This window comes from Paenibacillus massiliensis 2301065 = DSM 16942 (assembly GCF_000377505.1).
In the GTDB taxonomy this organism is placed as follows: domain Bacteria; phylum Bacillota; class Bacilli; order Paenibacillales; family Paenibacillaceae; genus Paenibacillus; species Paenibacillus massiliensis.
In genome coordinates this window covers 165292-181354 of sequence record NZ_KB898195.1, presented here as the reverse complement: position 1 = coordinate 181354, position 16063 = coordinate 165292, and the positions used below count along the sequence as shown (strand labels likewise).

Here is a 16063-nt window from a genome sequence, read left to right as displayed (position 1 = left end):
GTATAAGAATAAGAATTAGATCATAAGACATAGAGCCCCTCTCGAAATGTGGGTAAATGTATAGAGAGGGCTTTTTTTGTGATTCCAAAAAAGAAGGGTGAACTGATGGCGGCGGAAAAAATGACTCAGATGGAAAAAAAGACACCTTTGCATGGCTTGAAATGGGGATATATTCTGCTCATTGCAATGGCACTCTTACAGGAAGTATTGGTCTTCTGGAATATTTATAATACCCAATCCTTTACCTTGAAGGATTTGTTGTTTAATGCGCTGGCTTTGCTGGCTCTGCTCATCGGTATGCTGCTGCCAGTCGGGGTGTCTGTTGTCGCAGTCTTCGTATTTTTCGTATTGTATCTCGTATGGCTGGCTACCTATGCACCACCAGAGGTCCTGGTCATCTCATGGCTGCTGCTTATTCCGGCGAATATGCTGGTCGCGGCACTGATTAAGACGTTCATGATCCGCAGCAATCGATTCCTGGAGCGACTGGAGGAGCTGGAGCGCAGGAACCCGCAGGTTGATCCACACACTACACTGGGCAATAAGGAAGCTTTCGCAGACGCCATTGTCAAGCAGTCCAATCTGGCTCGTAGATATCCGGACAGATACGGCTTTTGTGTGGCGATGTTCAAGATTGAATTTTTACCGCTGGTTCAGGAATCTTTGGGTTCCCAAGGATACTCTACCTTACTGCTGGATCTGTCGGACACGATTCAGAAGCAGCTGCGGTATGAGGATTACAAGTTCTTCATCGACGGTGGTCGCTTTGTCATTATCTGTCCGATGACTCGTCCCGAGTTCCTTGAATCCATGACGGAGCGGATCAAGCGGGCGATGATGGAGATGTCTGTAATGGATTTGAAGGGAAGGCCCCTCAAACTGGTCATTCGCTCAGGTGCTCTTGTATTTCAGCCAGATCAATTCAGCAAGTACGAGAATATCAATGGTGTCATTAGTGCACTGGAGAGAAATACCGAGACCGATCTGATCGGGGAATTTATTTAGGGGAAGAGGTCATCAGCTATGGTAAGTTACTTGGACTGGTTTATCCCGCTCTGTATTGTTGTCAGTACGTTTTTTATTATTACGATCCTGGGCTTGACCGTGGCTACCTTGGTATTCCGTGCACAGGTCTATCGAAACTACGATCGGGGGAAGACCAGTGACTGATTTTGTACTGCTTGTCACCATTATTAGTATTTGGACAGCTGTTACCGAAGCCATCATAATTATGGTGGGCGCGATTCGTTTTCTGAGCAGGCAGAATCGGAATAAATTCGTGGTTCCTGCGTCAATGGAGGATTATCCATCCGTTACCGTACTTGTGCCTGCGCACAATGAGGAGATGGTGGTCGCTATTACGGCAGAGCATATCCTGCGTTTGAACTACCCTCATGATAAGGTGCAGATTATTGTCATCGCGGATAACTGTACGGATCAGACGGCGGCGAAGCTTAAGGAGCTGAAGAGCCGACCAAGCTATCAGCACCGTGACTTTGAAATTATGGAACGCAAAGGCACAGGCGGCAAGTCTGGGACCCTCAATGATGCACTGCTAAAGACGAAGGGCGAATGGATATGTGTATATGATGCTGATGCGGCGCCCGAGAAGAATGCACTAATGTTCCTTGTGCAGAAGGCACTGGAGAAGCCAGGCCTATATGGAGCCGTTTTCGGACGCAACAAGGCACGCAATCGGGGACAGAACTTCCTGTCCAAGTGTATTAACCAGGAACTGGTCACGATTCAGCGGGTACACCATACCGGATTGTGGGAGCTGTTCAAGATCGGCACGATTCCAGGTACGAATTTTATCGTCAATACGGCATTGATGCGCGAGATTGGCGGCTGGGATGAAAATGCGATTACAGAGGATACAGCAGTATCCTTTGAGATCATGAAGAAGGGCAAGCTGATTGCACTCGCTCCACAGGCTGAGGCCTATCAGCAGGAGCCGGAGCAGCTCAGTGTGTATATGAAGCAGCGCGGACGCTGGTCGAAGGGGAATTTTCATGTCATTATGGATAACTTCCATCATTTATTCGATCGAACCAGCTGGCGAATTAAGCTGCATATCATGTATTATGCGGCCAGCTACTTCTGGTTCATGCTTGCGATTCTTGTGTCCGATGTAATCTTCCTTGCGAATATTGGCTACCAGATTGCGCGCTTGTTCGTGCCAGATGTACAGAGTCCATTCCAGTTCTCGGGTGATGTATACGTCTATCTCGTCATCGCGTGGGCGCTGATGTACTTCATCTATGTCCTGCAGATTAATCTGGCGTTAGCTTCGGATATCGGACAGAGCAACACGGAGAACTTTGTAATATCCTGTCTATCCTATTTCACTTATGCCCAGTTATTCCTGATCATCTCGGTCAAAGCCTTCTGGACAATCTGTGTCGACAAGATTACAGGTCGCCAAGGAAACAAATGGTATAAGACGCAGCGCTTCGGCTGAGACTCTGATTCAAGGATCTCCTAGTATGGAGCTTAGATGCAAGGCCCCTTCCAGATTCAACAATCTGGTGGGGGTCTTTTCTCATCTGCAAATCTACGGATTACGGATACTAGGCTTACTACAGATATTACGGATAAGATAGATGAAAAGCAGGCACAAACGCCTTACAAATGTAACCGCATTCTTTTCCTTTTTGACCATATATATTGGTATAATATGACTTGAAGCTATGAACACACGGGAGGGAAACCACTTGAGCGTATCACAAAGAGGTGTACCATTATCGGGCTTTGCCGAGTTCAGCAGGAAAGTGGCAGCCGAGGGAGCTGTATTGCTAAAAAATGAGGGGCAAGTACTTCCACTGCGACAGGGTGAGCGTGCCTCCATCTTTGGCAGGGCTCAGGTGAACTATTATCGTAGCGGGACGGGCTCGGGCGGCAGTGTCAATGTCCCCTATACGACGAATCTGCTGGATGGCCTTCGCAGCAAGCGTGGAATCACGGTGGATGAGGAGCTGGCTGCGGTCTACACGCAATGGATTGAAGAGAATCCATTCGACAACGGAGGCGGCGGCTGGGCAGCAGAGCCCTGGCATCAGCGGGAAATGCCCCTCACGGACTCGCTGGTGGCTGCAACTCGTGGGCGTTCCGATAAGGCGGTTATCGTCATTGGCCGCACGGCGGGAGAGGATCAGGATAACGCTACTGAACCTGGGAGCTATCTGCTGACGGAGGAAGAGCAGACCATGCTACAGCTGGTGACGACACATTTTGAACAGACGGTGGTTGTGCTGAATGTATCCAATATTATAGATATGAGCTGGTTGGCGGAGCCTGAGGATAGCGGTAATGCGGTTCACCCCATTTCCAGTGTCATCTATGCATGGCATGGGGGGATGGAGGGTGGACATGCGATAGCTGATGTTCTCGTAGGCGAGGTCACACCGAGTGGCAAGCTGACGGATACGATTGCTTATACGATCGAGGATTATCCGTCCACTAGCAATTATGGTAATGAGCTGAAGAATCTGTACCAAGAGGACGTGTATGTAGGCTATCGGTATTTTGAGACCTTTCGGCCAGAGCGGGTACAGTTCCCCTTCGGCTATGGCTTGTCCTATACGCAGTTCCAGCTGGAGCCTGGAGAGGCCCAGCTTCTGGAGCAGGAAGGAGAGCGCTATCTGTCTGTAGACGTCACGGTAAGAAATATCGGGGGGGCGTTCGCAGGCAAGGAAGTTGTACAGCTTTATTGTGAAGCACCACAAGGCAAGCTTGGGCAACCGGCGCGGGTACTGGCGGCCTTTGGCAAGACTGGTGAGCTGCAGCCTGGTGAGTCGGAGCGTCTGGTGCTGACCTTCCCGGTACATTCGTTATCTTCTTATGATGATGGTGGTGTGACGGGCTATCGTTCTGCTTATGTGCTGGAGGCTGGGACCTATCATCTGTATGTAGGGAATAGCGTTAGGGAGCTTGTACCGATTCAAGTCGAGGGACAGCCTGGCTATGTGGTGGAAGAGTTACTGGTCGTGGAGCAGCTGGATGAGGCGCTTGCGCCGACAGAGCGCTTCACGCGTATGAAGCCGGGTGCCAGATTAAGCAGTGGGGCTTATGAGCTGGCCTATGAGGAAGTACCCATGAGGACGGTCTCATTGGAGGAGCGTGTCCGAACTGGACTTCCTGCCACATGGGAGCAGACAGGGGACCTGGGCTTCCGCCTGCGTGATGTCCATGAGGGCAAGGTCCGCATGGAGGAGTTCGTGGCGCAGCTCAGTGATGAAGAGCTGGCCGCGATCGTCCGTGGTGAAGGGATGAGCAGCCCGTTAGTGACATCGGGCACGGCTTCCGCCTTCGGTGGAGTGAGCGACGGCTTGCTGCAGTACGGTATTCCGATTGCCTGCACAGCAGATGGACCTTCAGGTATCCGCATGGATAACGGAGAGCTGGCGACACAGGTACCGATTGGCACCTTGCTGGCTGCTACCTGGAATCCGGGGCTGATTGAGGAGCTATATGTGCTGGAGGGACGGGAGATGTTAAGCAATGAGATCGATGCGTTGCTCGGTCCAGGGCTGAATATCCGGCGCAATCCGCTGAACGGACGCAACTTCGAATACTTCTCCGAGGACCCACTGATTACGGGGTTATTTGCAGCTGCCTGCACCCGTGGTATCCGGCAGGGGGGCTCACATGCCACGCTGAAGCATTTTGCCTGCAATAATCAAGAGCAGCATCGTCATATGGCGGATGCGGTCGTATCCGAGCGCGCGCTGCGGCAGATCTATCTGAAGGGCTTCGAGATCGCGGTGAAGCAGGGAGGGGCCAAGGTAATTATGACCTCCTACAACCCGATTAACGGTCACTGGGCTGCATCGAACTATGACCTGAATAGCCATATTTTGCGTAAGGAATGGGGCTTCAAGGGTGTTGTGATGACGGATTGGTGGGCGAAAATGAACGATGTTGTCCACGGAGGGCACGCCGACAGAACCTATACCAACTGGATGGTTCGGGCCGGGAATGATCTGTATATGGTCGTTCCGAACTATGGGGCAGAGACCAATGCGATGGGAGATAATACGCTCAGTGCCCTCAAGGAGGGGACATTGACTCGTGGGGAGCTGCAGCAGAGTGCTGCGAATATATGCCACTTCCTGTTGGAAGCACCGGTATTTGCACGTGGGCAGGTTCAGGCGGAGACTATGGTTACCTTCAAGGCTCAGCCCGGGCTAAGCGGAGATGCTATCTCTGCTGAGTCTCATCTTCAAGGTACGTCTGCTCACGGGAATGAGCAACCGGATATCATACGCTTGGAGCCAGACGCAGCTGGGAATGCTGTACTAAATGTAAGCGCAGCCGGGAGCTACCGCATGTTCGTCCGCATCATGTCTCCAGATCATGAGATGGCCCAGAGCGCCTGCAATGTAAGCTTGAATGATCAGTTGGTAACAACCGTCCAGACGAATGGAACTGAGGGCGCATGGATTACCCGCAAGCTGGTGAAGCTGGGCCTGGAAGCAGGCCACTATGAGGTGAAGCTAGATTTCATCAAGCCAGGGATTCAATTCGAATGGATTGAGCTGAGGAAATTATAGTATTTCTTCTAAAATGAAATGACCGGAGCCGCCGCTCCGGTTTATTTTTTAGATAAGCCATTGTATCGCTGCAAATAATGTCGTAGTTAATAATATTGTCATCATTCAGCCACGTAGTCACAGCTTACAGGGAGTCCTGATACACATTTTTGCCTGTATACAATGCATTGATGCCTTCCTTATCTAGCTTGGATAGCTGAGAACGCTGCCCGATACTAGCACCTGCTTGTGTCGGTGTCAGGGTCTCTGTTCCTTTCGTCTTCGCAAAGGCTGTTCGCCCATAATGCATAATGGAGCCATAATCATAGTCCATGGATTTGAAGAGCTTGGGATGGTTCACAATATCAAAGTTATGAAGTGCACGGGCAATAATATTGTCTTGATGGACTTGTACATATTGATCGCGGTTAGGCTTGGTATGCTCATGAAGCAATCCAAGAGCGTGGCTGATCTCATGAATGACATTTCCGACGACATACCCGTTACGGCTCAGCGTAATCGCCTGCTTGCCGCCCTGCATTCCGACATAGGAGCTACAACCGTCGCCCATGGTGAACGAGATATAATTGGGCTGCGTTGTCCTTGGGGTGAAGCTTACGCCTTTGCAGGAAGCCGCAATATTGGCGATAGCTGTGTTGATTTTCTTCTTGTTGGCCTCATCGACGGAGGTGTCGAAGCTATAATAGACCTTCCCTTGTGGCCACAGGCGACGCATATCAATGATGACCTGAGGATGAGGAACTTCGTCGAGGCCCTGGGCGAGTAAGCCTTCCACAAGGGCGGTGTGCTGCTTCATTCGAGCGGCTGTTGCTACGACGATATCTCCATCAAATACGGCTAACTGATCGTATTCCATATAATCCACCTTGATGGGAGTCTTGTCATCCGCCAGGAATACATAGCCAGATTCAGGAATTCCTTTGTCTAGCAGATCCGGGGCGTATATTTCTGCAGATTCATTTTCATATGGCATATACTTACCCTCCATAACTTCAAATTTTGTAGATCAGGAGCGGTCTGTCACATGCAGCTCGTTCAAGGAAGAGATAGTGACCGCCAGATGTGTCGAGGTCTCGTAGTCGAGCTTAAGGCTGTACTCCGCATACATGTCGGGAGTAATGATCTCGCCCGCCTGCCAGAAGCCGTAGGTCAAATAGAGCCGGGGTCTCGGGTGGAAGGCTGTCATCGTGTTGGGATGCGCCTTCACAGCTACGAGGGGAGCTCCGTTCTGAGCCATTCCGACATAGGCATTATCCTGTGCGACGATGGTGCGGTCTGCTGAAATATAGTATCGATCCCGATCAAAGGCAGCGAAGGTGGGGGAGAGCTGGTATCCACCCGCCGTGTTGCGAGATAAGTTCACGCCATTGCTACGTGTAAGCTGCGCATCGGTGACCTGCATATGGTTCAACTGTATGCCCTGCTCCGTTCCACGAATGGATTCTTTGCGCCACATGAACTGTAGCCCTGGCTCCCAGCCAAGCTTCAGGTCGGTCGTCTCAGGGCTGGAGGGAACGGACATGTAAATGTAAGTGAGTGCACTAGGGTCCTTAAGCTGCTCGAACACATAGTACAGACATATATTGGCGCTGAAGGTGGCGTGATTCGTCACAGAAAGAGTGTAGTTAGGCACGATCCTCGGACTCCTCGCAGGAATTTGCTTCTACCTTGTAGAGGAAGCTACACGGGATAGATTCCCGCATAGCTCCCTTCTCTTACCTTAGACCAAGTGCAATTGATTGCGCTCATTCAGCACCACATTGTGTTCGGTTACACCATCGAATGTGATTTTCAAAGCCTGATCGGAATATTCGCTTACATCAATGACGGCTCCCTGCTCAATGTCGCCATAGATCAGATAATAAGTAGGGTGTGGTGTGAACTCTGTAATGGTACTCGGCTGAGCTCTCTTGGCAACAACCGGTTGGTTGTCGATCAGAATGCCGATGAATGCGTTATCGTCTACCTCAATTGTCTCATCCTGGTGTACATACAGAATATTCTGATGGCCAGCTGAGCTTGTCTCCGAGAGAACATAGGTGCCACCAGTTAGCTTGCTGAACCCGATAGAGTTGTTGCTCTTCAGATCGGCGTCTTTAGAGGCTGTGGATGTAATGGTGGTTCCTGGCTCCGGACTTTTGACCTTGGTCCAGTAGAAACCATATTCCACGGTCCAGGAGATCGTCGTCTCTTGTCCGTTGGCAGATGGCTCTGCGAGCCAAGCCAGAATCAGCGTGTCGGGGTTCATCATGTCCGGATCTTCTTTGTAGAGGGCGAAGCTTCCGGGATGAGTACCATTGTTTTTGATCTTTACAGAGTAGGTTGTGCCTGTAGCTGTTGACATGTGTAATTCCTCCTAAAATGTTTTTGGGTATAAGTGCGTGCATCCTGTGAGGTGCACCTTTACTGTAATCCAGCTGCAGGAGTCGGGGTTAGTAGCCAAAGTCATGACTTGACATGACGCTATATGCCTTGAATATGGAATGTATACATGACCGAAGTCATATACATTTTGAATGTTTTATGTTATCGATTTCCTTCTGAGCTCTTTACGGCCTTACTCGGTAATCCATATAATGAAGTCAGGCATTTCGTACCAGGAAATGCCATAAAAAGGAGGTAGGCGCTATGAAAAAAACGGTAAAATATGCAGACATTGAACCCCGTCTGCAGACCGGCGATATCCTGCTGTGTCACAGTGTCATGCATGAAAGCATTATGATTGAATTCATCGAAGGGTCACCCTGGTCCCATATTGGTATGATTGTGCGATTGCCCCAATATGACTATCCCTTGCTGTGGGAATCGACGACATTTGACAATGTGAAGGATGTCTTGCTTGGCAAGACCAAGAATGGCCCGATGCTTGTACCACTATATGAGCGCCTCCGCACAGATATTGATAATCTATGGGACCCCATGTTCGCCTTCAGGTTACTTGATATGGAGCGTACTCCAGCGATGGAGCAGGCACTGCTGAAGACCATTCAAGAGGTTCATGGAGCTGTCTTCCCGAATGAGGTGGAAATGCTGGAGATCGTAATGGCTGGCAAGCTTGGAGTGAATCCGGGGCATCACAGTATGTTCTGCAGCCAGTTATTCGCTTACACGTCTATGCAGCTCGGTCTGCTACCAGCTTCTCCAGTGCCGAACAGCTATTGGCCTGTTGACTTCTCCAGCGAAGGCAAGGTACAACCGCTGCATGGTGCCACATGGTCTGAAGAATACTATCTGCTGGCTGATGGACTGCCGACTGTCGAAGAGAATGAAGCTATGTGACACAGGTTTGGCTAATGCGTCTAAGATTCGGCTAATAACGACCAGACGAGGCTCGCTATGGTGGATATGCACGATATTCTCCATATGCCTGTTCATGACTCTGCCTCAGCCTCAAGCTGCAGCTTCGTATATTGCCGAGCAGGGAGTTCTGGACTTGAAGTCTTGGGATGCAGACCACGATGGAGCCGTGCGATTAGACGGGGAATGGGCTCTGGACTGGCAACAATATACGAACCCGGCACTCTCGTCTGGAGCCGAAGTGAACTGTGAGAGCTGTAATACAGGCTACGTCCAAGTGCCGGGTATATGGAAGTCGGGTGCCGAAGCCCCGCTCGGAATACAGGATAGCGGCTATGCTACCTATCGCTTGACGATCCAGACAGCAGCGACGGATGGGCTGTATGGTCTATATTTGAAAAGTGTCCACTCGGCCTACCGACTGTACATTAACGGTACACTCGTCTCTAGCGTTGGTGAGGCTGGAACAAGTCCAGCATCGACAACCGGGCACTATGGCAGGCCAGTCGTGTTATTCCATCATCAGGGTACAGAGCTTGAGCTCATGCTGCAGGTCGCTAATTATTCATTTCCGACGGGGGGAATTGATAAGAGCATTCTTTTTGGTACCCAGGAGCAGATCACAACCCTGCGCCAGGAAGGCTTGGCAAGAGATCTGTTCTTGTTCGGGGCCATGTTCACGATTGCCATCTATCACATGGTGCTGTATGTCCTGCGTAGGCATAATTGGTCAACGCTGTATTTCTCGCTATTTTGCTTCATGATGGCAGCACGTACATTAGCAGTGAATGAGCGATTTATTCTGATGCTGTTCACCGACATGACGCAGGAGATATTCGTCAAGATATCCTATGTGACCGTGTATCTGGGTCTTCCTCTCTTGATCCTGTTCATCTACAGTCTATATCCGTCCTATTACTCTCTGCGCATTGTCAGAGCGGTGTGTGCGATCAGTGGGGTCCTGTCATTATTGATTTTGCTCACCCCTGTTCGTATCTATCATTTCACGCTGCTCTACTACCAGGTGTTAATCCTTGTGGTCCTGATCTACATCCTTGCTCGATTAGGGGTTGCTGCTTTGCAAAAAGAGGCAGGCACGACTCTACTGCTGATTGCCTTCGCCAATCTTTTCGTCTTCGCGTTGAATGATGTCCTCTATAATAACAATCTGACGCAATTTGGCACACTTGTCCCGTTTGGAATGTTCGTGTTTATTTTGCTGCAATCCTTGCTATTATCGATTAACTTCTCCAAGGCATTCACGCGGATCGAGCAGCTCTCGGATCGTCTGCTTCAGCTGGATCGCTCCAAGGATCAGTTCCTGCATAACACTTCACATGAGCTGAAGACACCGTTACAGGGGATGATCGGCTTGGCTGAATCACTCGCTGCGGGGGCTGCGGGCCCGCTTCCTGCTGAGGCTGTGCGTCAGCTGCGTCTGATTCAATCCAGTGGACAGCGGTTGTCCCATTTGGTGCATGATCTGCAGGATTTTACGCGTCTGCAGGATAAAGAGATCGTTCTGCAGCCGACAGTATTGCATATGCATCAGGCTGCCGAATTGGTAATCAGATTACTGAAGCCTCTAACGGAAGGGAAGACGGTTGCCTTCAACAATCAGATTCCGGCTGACGTGCTCGTGTATGCTGATGAGAATCGTGTATTGCAAATCATGAGCAACCTCATTGGCAATGCATTGAAGTTCACAGATGCTGGCTCCATCACGCTGGAGGCGTCTACACTCGGTCAGTGGCAGTGCATAACGGTGCGCGATACGGGCATCGGGATACCTCATGATCGACAAGAGGCGATCTTTGAAGCCTTCGAGCAAGGAGACGGCTCGATCACCAGATTATACGGTGGTACGGGTATCGGCTTGAGTATCACCAGACATCTGGTGGAGCTTCATGGAGGGCGCATTTGGGTCAGATCGACCGAGGGAGAAGGGGCAGCATTCAGCTTCACGCTTCCTTTACACGATCCAAGTTGCCAAGCTATGCCTATGGATGCCGAGACTAGGACGGATGTGAAGACTCAGCTATACAAGTCATCTGGTCTAGCCCTTGCTGAGCTACATCAGCAGCTGGAATCCATACCGACCCCGTACTTGGAAGGCATGAGGGAAGAGGAGAACACGGAGGGACAGAGGAGGGAGAGGTGTGAATCGCCTTGTATTCTGATTGTGGACGATGATCCGATTATATTGCAGATTCTGCATAATCATCTCTCCTCCGCAGGTTACATCGTAGTACAAGCCAGCAGCGGACAGGAAGCTCTTGAGCAGCTGACTGAAGGCTGTGAGCCGAGTCTCATTATTACGGATCTCATGATGCCCCGCATGTCAGGCTATGAGCTATGCCGAGTTCTGCGGGACCAATACGGGGAACGAATCCCTATTCTGATCCTTACGGCCCGCAATCAATCAGAGGATATCGAGCTGGGCTTCGACGCAGGCACTACGGATTATCTCATCAAGCCGATCACGCGAGCGGAGCTCCTTTCCAGAGTAGAGCTGCATCTGAAGCTGGCGACCTGGAATCATAGTCTGGAGAAAGAGGTCATCAAGCGCACGGTACAGATGCGCCAGACCATGAAGGAGACAGCAGTAGCCATAGCCGATATTAGCGCTGAGGAGGAGAGAAAGCGCATTACGAAGGAGATTCATGATGCGCTGGGCTATTCCCTTACGACGACCCTGCTGCAGCTTGAGGCTGGCAAGAGTCTGATCCCGAGCAAGCCAGAGGAAGCGCTCAAGTACATGAGCAATTCCCAGGAGCTGGTGCGACGTGGTCTCAGCAGCATCCGCAGGTCGCTGAGGCAACTGAAGGAGCATGGGGATGAGCAGCAACAATACGAACGAGAGCATGGGCGTCCTTTTGCGGAGCGAATTCAGCATCTGATTCAGGAGACGGAGGCGTATACGGGAATTCAGGTGCAGTGTGAGCTGCAGGTGGGTGAGGCATCATTGAGCCCCGAGCAGCAAAGGGTTCTATACGATGCGCTGCAAGAGGGAATTACGAATGGCATCCGACATGGACATAGCCGTGCCTTCCAGCTGCAGTTACTTGAACAGGATGATTGGATCGAATTCAGCTTAAGAAATACAGGCCATCCCTATGCTCCAGAGCAGCCCGGTATAGGGCTTTCTTCGATGAAGGAAGCTGTGCATCGTCTGGGAGGCCAGATAACCGTTGGCTCCGATGGGGGGAAGGGCTGCCTTATTACTATACATTTAAAGAAGGAGCGAGATTGACGTGGAGCGAATTCGAATCATTATTGCAGATGATCAGCGGCTCCTCAGAGAAAGCCTGCATACCGTACTGGAGCTGGAGGAGGATCTGGAGGTGATCGGGTTGGCGGAGGATGGCCAGCAGGCTTATGACCTAAGCGTCAGACTGCAGCCTGAGCTGGTGTTGATGGATGTACAGATGCCGATTATGGACGGTATTCGTGCGACTCGCAAGATCAAGGCGCGCTGTCCTCACACCCAGATCTTGATCCTCACGACCTTTACGGACGACGAGTATATTATAGAAGGACTGGCTGCCGGGGCCATGGGCTACTTGCTGAAGGATATGGACAAGGCTACGCTCTTGAAGGCGATCCGTGATGCTGTAGAAGGGCGTCATCTACTGACACCTGAGATTGCAGCCAAGCTGGCGGCACGTCTGTCCTCCATGTCCAAGGTAGAGCCCGTTGCTCTGAACCAGGAGAAGCTTCACGGCATGAGCATTGAGTTCACCGAGCGTGAGAGACAGATTATTGCACTGATGGTGCATCCCATGACCAACACGGAGATTGCGGAGACTCTGTACATTAGCGTGGGCACTGTGAAAAATTATATCAGCGTCATCTATAGCAAGCTCGGTACGAGCGACCGGATGCAGGCTGTTGCCTACCTGAATAAGCTCATGACCTCTGGCTAGCCAACGGACGGTTAGGCGAGATTAATCTTGGGATAAGCATTCCTACGTAAGCATCGAATAAGCATGGAGTCCTCATTACATTTCGGATAGACAAGCCTGGCCTGTAGGTCAGGCTAATTTTTTATGCAAATAAGATCAGTGAAGAGTGGTTCATTATAAATAGAAACAGAAGAAGCTTGAGGAAGACAATGATGTTTAGAAAAAGTGTTGACAACAATTACGAATTGTTATATCTTTAAATCAAGATAAACGAAATTGAGGTAAACGCAATTAAGGTAAATGCAATTGAACATACATGATGAGCAGTCTAATCGGCATTCTATAACCTATGGGAGGTTTTTCAAATGACAATTCAAACAACAGGTATTCATCACATCACTGCTTTTGCAGGCGATCCACAGCGTAATGTTGATTTCTACGCCGGTATTCTTGGCCTGAGATTGGTGAAGAGAACGGTGAACTTCGATGCCCCGGATATCTACCACTTGTATTTTGGTGACGAACACGGTAGCCCGGGTACAATCATTACATTCTTCCCGGCTGCAGATACACCGAAGGGGAGAGTCGGCGGTGGACAGGTGGGCGTTACATCATATGTAGTGCCTACAGGGGCGTTGGAATTCTGGCGGAATCGTCTGGAGAGCTTCGGGATCGCAGTGACGACTGCTACTCGCTTCGGAGAGACTTATCTGCAATTCGAGGACAACGAAGGGCTGAAGCTGGAGCTTGTCGAGCGTGAGGGTGGTGCTAACGGCACCTGGACACATGACGGCATTACTTCGGATACAGCGATCAAGGGCTTCGGTGGTGCAATTCTCTATAGCACGAATCCTGTGCGCACCATGGATGAAATGGAGAACCTGCTCGGAATGACCAAAGTAGGGGAAGATGGCGAGTATGCACGTTATCGTGCAAGCGGGGACATCGGTAATATCGTTGATATCCCGCTGGCCAGAAAGGCTCCAGGGTATGGTGGTGCAGGTACGGTTCACCATATCGCTTGGCGGGCATCGGATTTCGATCAGCATGAGCAGTGGAGAGCGGCCGTTCAGGCTTATGGCTACCAGCCTACCAATGTAATTGACCGTCAGTACTTCAACGCAATCTACTTCCGGGAGCAGGGGGGAATTCTGTTCGAGATTGCTACAGATCCACCAGGGTTCGCCAATGATGAGCCTAAGGAAAGCCTGGGCCAGAAGCTGATGCTGCCAGAGTGGTTCGAGCCGAAGCGTGAGCTGATCGAAGGCAACCTGCAACCTATTGAAGTGCGCATTCCACCACGGCAGGGTTAATGAAGAGGGCTTGCAGCTTCTAAGCAGGCCAAGACCAATTCATCTTATGTAACGTAAAAGAGCCTCCATTTCCACTATGTACGTACAGTGGATGTGGAGGTTTTTTCTGAATCGAGCAGAAGTAGGAAGCGGGGTCAGGTCGTGACCATGTCTCCCCCGTTGATATGCACACATTCCCCGGTGACATAGGATGAATCCCGGGAGGCCAGATATACATAAGCTGCCGCCAGCTCATAGGGCTGTCCGGCTCGGCCCATAGGAGTATCGGTCCCGAAGACCATGACATCCTCAGCGGAGAAGCTGGAAGGAATCAGCGGCGTCCAGATCGGACCAGGTGCTACGGCATTCACCCGAATTCCCTGAGAAGCAAGTGATTTGGCCAGCACGCGGGTCAGGGACACGACCGCCCCTTTTGTAGAGGAGTAGTCGATCAGCTGCACATTTCCTTTATATGCCGTTATGGAGGCTGTATTAATAATGGAGGCTCCACGGCTCATGTGTGGCAGCGCCGCTTGTATCAGGAAGAAATAGGAGAAGACATTAGTCTGGAACGTCTGGTATAGCTGCTCCTCTGTGATATGTACAATGCTGGATTGAACATATTGCACCCCATGGTTGTTGACCAGTATATCAATCCTGCCGAAAGTATCTAACGCAGCACGAATGACTGCCTCGCAATTCTGCTTCAGCCTCAGATCGATCTCAAGTAACAGACAGCGCCCCCCGACCTCCTCAATCCGCTGCCGTGTTCGTTCTGCATCTGTCCGTTCATAAAGATAGGCAATGACGATATCAGCACCCTCCTTGGCAAAAGCAATTGCTGCTGCTCGCCCGATCCCGCTATCACCACCCGTAATAATAGCCACCTTGTCTTTAAGCTTGCAGCTACCGATGTAGGCGAGATCTTCACTGATGGGCTGCGGTACCATAAGGGTCTCTAAGCCCGGCTGTCGATCCTGATGCTGTGGTGGGAAGGCGATGTTCTGTTCCTTACATACCGTTGTTTTACTGTAAAATGGGTATACCGGATTCATGCAGCAGTTCCTCCTTTATTGGGCGTCCTCAGATCATACGGTTAGCCTATGCATTCGCCTAGGAAATGGTGAGTGCGACAAGATATGAATCCTTTTGGGCCTAGTTCGAGTATTATATAGGTAGATACAACCTTTGGAGGAGGGATTACGATATGGGAATCCTATCGAGGTTCAGAGATGTAATGAAAAGCAATGTGTATGCTTTGTTGGAACGGACGGATGATCCAGAGAAGGCCATTGAACGTTACATGCGAAGTATGCAGCAGGATTTGGGCCAGGTCAAAGCGGAGTCCGCTTCGGTGCAAGCACAAGAACGCAGGGCAAGGCGTGCCATGGAGGACTCCCAGGCCGAGATGGATAAGCTTCATAGGTATGCCGAGCGTGCGGTTAGGGACGGAAATGAGCAGCAGGCTCGCACATTTCTGGAGCGCAAGAGTGATCAGGCCCGCAAGCATCAAGCGCTGAAGGTAGCTTATGATCAGGCAGCAGCAGCGGCAACAGGAATGGAGCGTATGCAGGATAAGCTTACCGATGACCTGTCGCGTCTGGAGGAGCGCCGGGCTCAGCTGAAGGACAAGATGGCCGAGACGAGACAGCAGGAGCGGCTGAATGCCATGAATACCGGCGGTGAAGGAGCTGGGTCTGTATTCGGTGCGCTGGAGGAGAAGGTCAATCAGGCCTATGATGAGGCTATGGCACTGGCGGAGCTTCGGGGTGAGCGTAAGGATGATCTGGATGAGCTCATTGCCGAGCTGGAGCGGCAGGAGGCTGGCAAGAATGCGGAGCGCGGTGGGAAGGATCATCTCACGCAGGCAACGGACATCGTGCTGGACACCGAAGCAGAGCTGGCTGCACTCAAGGCCAAGGTAGACCGTGGAGAATAGGGGATTATCGCGTTGCTTGGAGGAAGGACCTTCCTTCAGGGAGGAAATTCACGTCTATGCAACGATTATATGGACCGT

Annotated in this window: 13 protein-coding genes; 9 read left to right on the top strand and 4 right to left on the bottom strand. The window is 50.9% G+C overall.

Annotation, left to right across the window (positions count from 1 at the left end):
• The first annotated feature begins 129 nt into the window (after positions 1-129).
• The 4 genes from D328_RS0121110 (at position 130) to D328_RS0121090 (ending at position 5552) form a co-directional block, all read left to right on the top strand.
• Positions 130-1005 carry a GGDEF domain-containing protein gene (locus D328_RS0121110; RefSeq protein WP_026281312.1) on the top strand — a complete coding sequence of 292 codons (876 nt, stop codon included), beginning with the start codon at positions 130-132 and terminating at the stop codon, positions 1003-1005.
• Positions 1006-1023: 18 nt separating this feature from the next.
• Positions 1024-1170, top strand: coding sequence for a hypothetical protein (locus D328_RS31290; RefSeq protein ID WP_018887032.1), 147 nt, complete (start codon positions 1024-1026; stop codon positions 1168-1170).
• Positions 1163-2461 (top strand): glycosyltransferase family 2 protein, encoded by a 1299-nt coding sequence (locus tag D328_RS0121100; RefSeq protein WP_018887031.1) that lies wholly within the window; start codon positions 1163-1165, stop codon positions 2459-2461. Before D328_RS31290 ends, D328_RS0121100 begins: the two co-directional genes overlap by 8 nt.
• 253 nt (positions 2462-2714) lie before the next feature.
• Positions 2715-5552, top strand: coding sequence for a glycoside hydrolase family 3 N-terminal domain-containing protein (locus D328_RS0121090; protein WP_018887030.1), 2838 nt, complete (start codon positions 2715-2717; stop codon positions 5550-5552).
• Between the two features lie 124 nt (positions 5553-5676).
• Here the strand turns inward: D328_RS0121090 and D328_RS29530 are convergent, their stop codons facing one another.
• The 3 genes from D328_RS29530 to D328_RS0121075 all read right to left on the bottom strand — a co-directional run bounded on the left by D328_RS29530 (position 5677) and on the right by D328_RS0121075 (position 7896).
• Positions 5677-6525 carry a M12 family metallopeptidase gene (locus D328_RS29530; protein WP_018887029.1) on the bottom strand — a complete coding sequence of 283 codons (849 nt, stop codon included), beginning with the start codon at positions 6523-6525 and terminating at the stop codon, positions 5677-5679.
• A 33-nt stretch (positions 6526-6558) separates the two neighbouring features.
• The gene (locus tag D328_RS0121080; protein WP_018887028.1) at positions 6559-7185 is read right to left on the bottom strand and encodes a hypothetical protein; all 627 of its coding nucleotides are present in this window, start codon (positions 7183-7185) and stop codon (positions 6559-6561) included.
• 87 nt (positions 7186-7272) lie between these two features.
• Entirely contained in the window at positions 7273-7896 is a 624-nt protein-coding gene (locus D328_RS0121075) for a hypothetical protein (RefSeq protein ID WP_018887027.1), read from the bottom strand.
• Between the two features lie 284 nt (positions 7897-8180).
• Between D328_RS0121075 and D328_RS0121070 the strand changes: the two genes are divergently transcribed.
• The 4 genes from D328_RS0121070 to D328_RS0121055 all read left to right on the top strand — a co-directional run bounded on the left by D328_RS0121070 (position 8181) and on the right by D328_RS0121055 (position 14067).
• Positions 8181-8831: a hypothetical protein gene (locus tag D328_RS0121070; RefSeq protein WP_018887026.1), complete on the top strand. Its 651-nt coding sequence runs from the start codon at positions 8181-8183 to the stop codon at positions 8829-8831.
• A gap of 154 nt (positions 8832-8985) precedes the next feature.
• Complete coding sequence (locus D328_RS29525; protein ID WP_169445811.1) at positions 8986-12102, top strand: ATP-binding protein; 3117 nt, start codon at positions 8986-8988, stop codon at positions 12100-12102.
• A 1-nt stretch (position 12103) separates the two neighbouring features.
• A complete protein-coding gene (locus tag D328_RS0121060) occupies positions 12104-12775 on the top strand; it encodes a response regulator transcription factor (protein WP_018887024.1) in 672 nt (223 codons plus the stop codon).
• A 344-nt stretch (positions 12776-13119) separates the two neighbouring features.
• Positions 13120-14067 carry a ring-cleaving dioxygenase gene (locus D328_RS0121055; RefSeq protein WP_018887023.1) on the top strand — a complete coding sequence of 316 codons (948 nt, stop codon included), beginning with the start codon at positions 13120-13122 and terminating at the stop codon, positions 14065-14067.
• Positions 14068-14201: 134 nt separating this feature from the next.
• Here the strand turns inward: D328_RS0121055 and D328_RS0121050 are convergent, their stop codons facing one another.
• Entirely contained in the window at positions 14202-15101 is a 900-nt protein-coding gene (locus tag D328_RS0121050; RefSeq protein WP_018887022.1) for a glucose 1-dehydrogenase, read from the bottom strand.
• Positions 15102-15253: 152 nt separating this feature from the next.
• Between D328_RS0121050 and D328_RS0121045 the strand changes: the two genes are divergently transcribed.
• Positions 15254-15985, top strand: coding sequence for a PspA/IM30 family protein (locus D328_RS0121045; RefSeq protein WP_018887021.1), 732 nt, complete (start codon positions 15254-15256; stop codon positions 15983-15985).
• Positions 15986-16063: the final 78 nt, after the last annotated feature.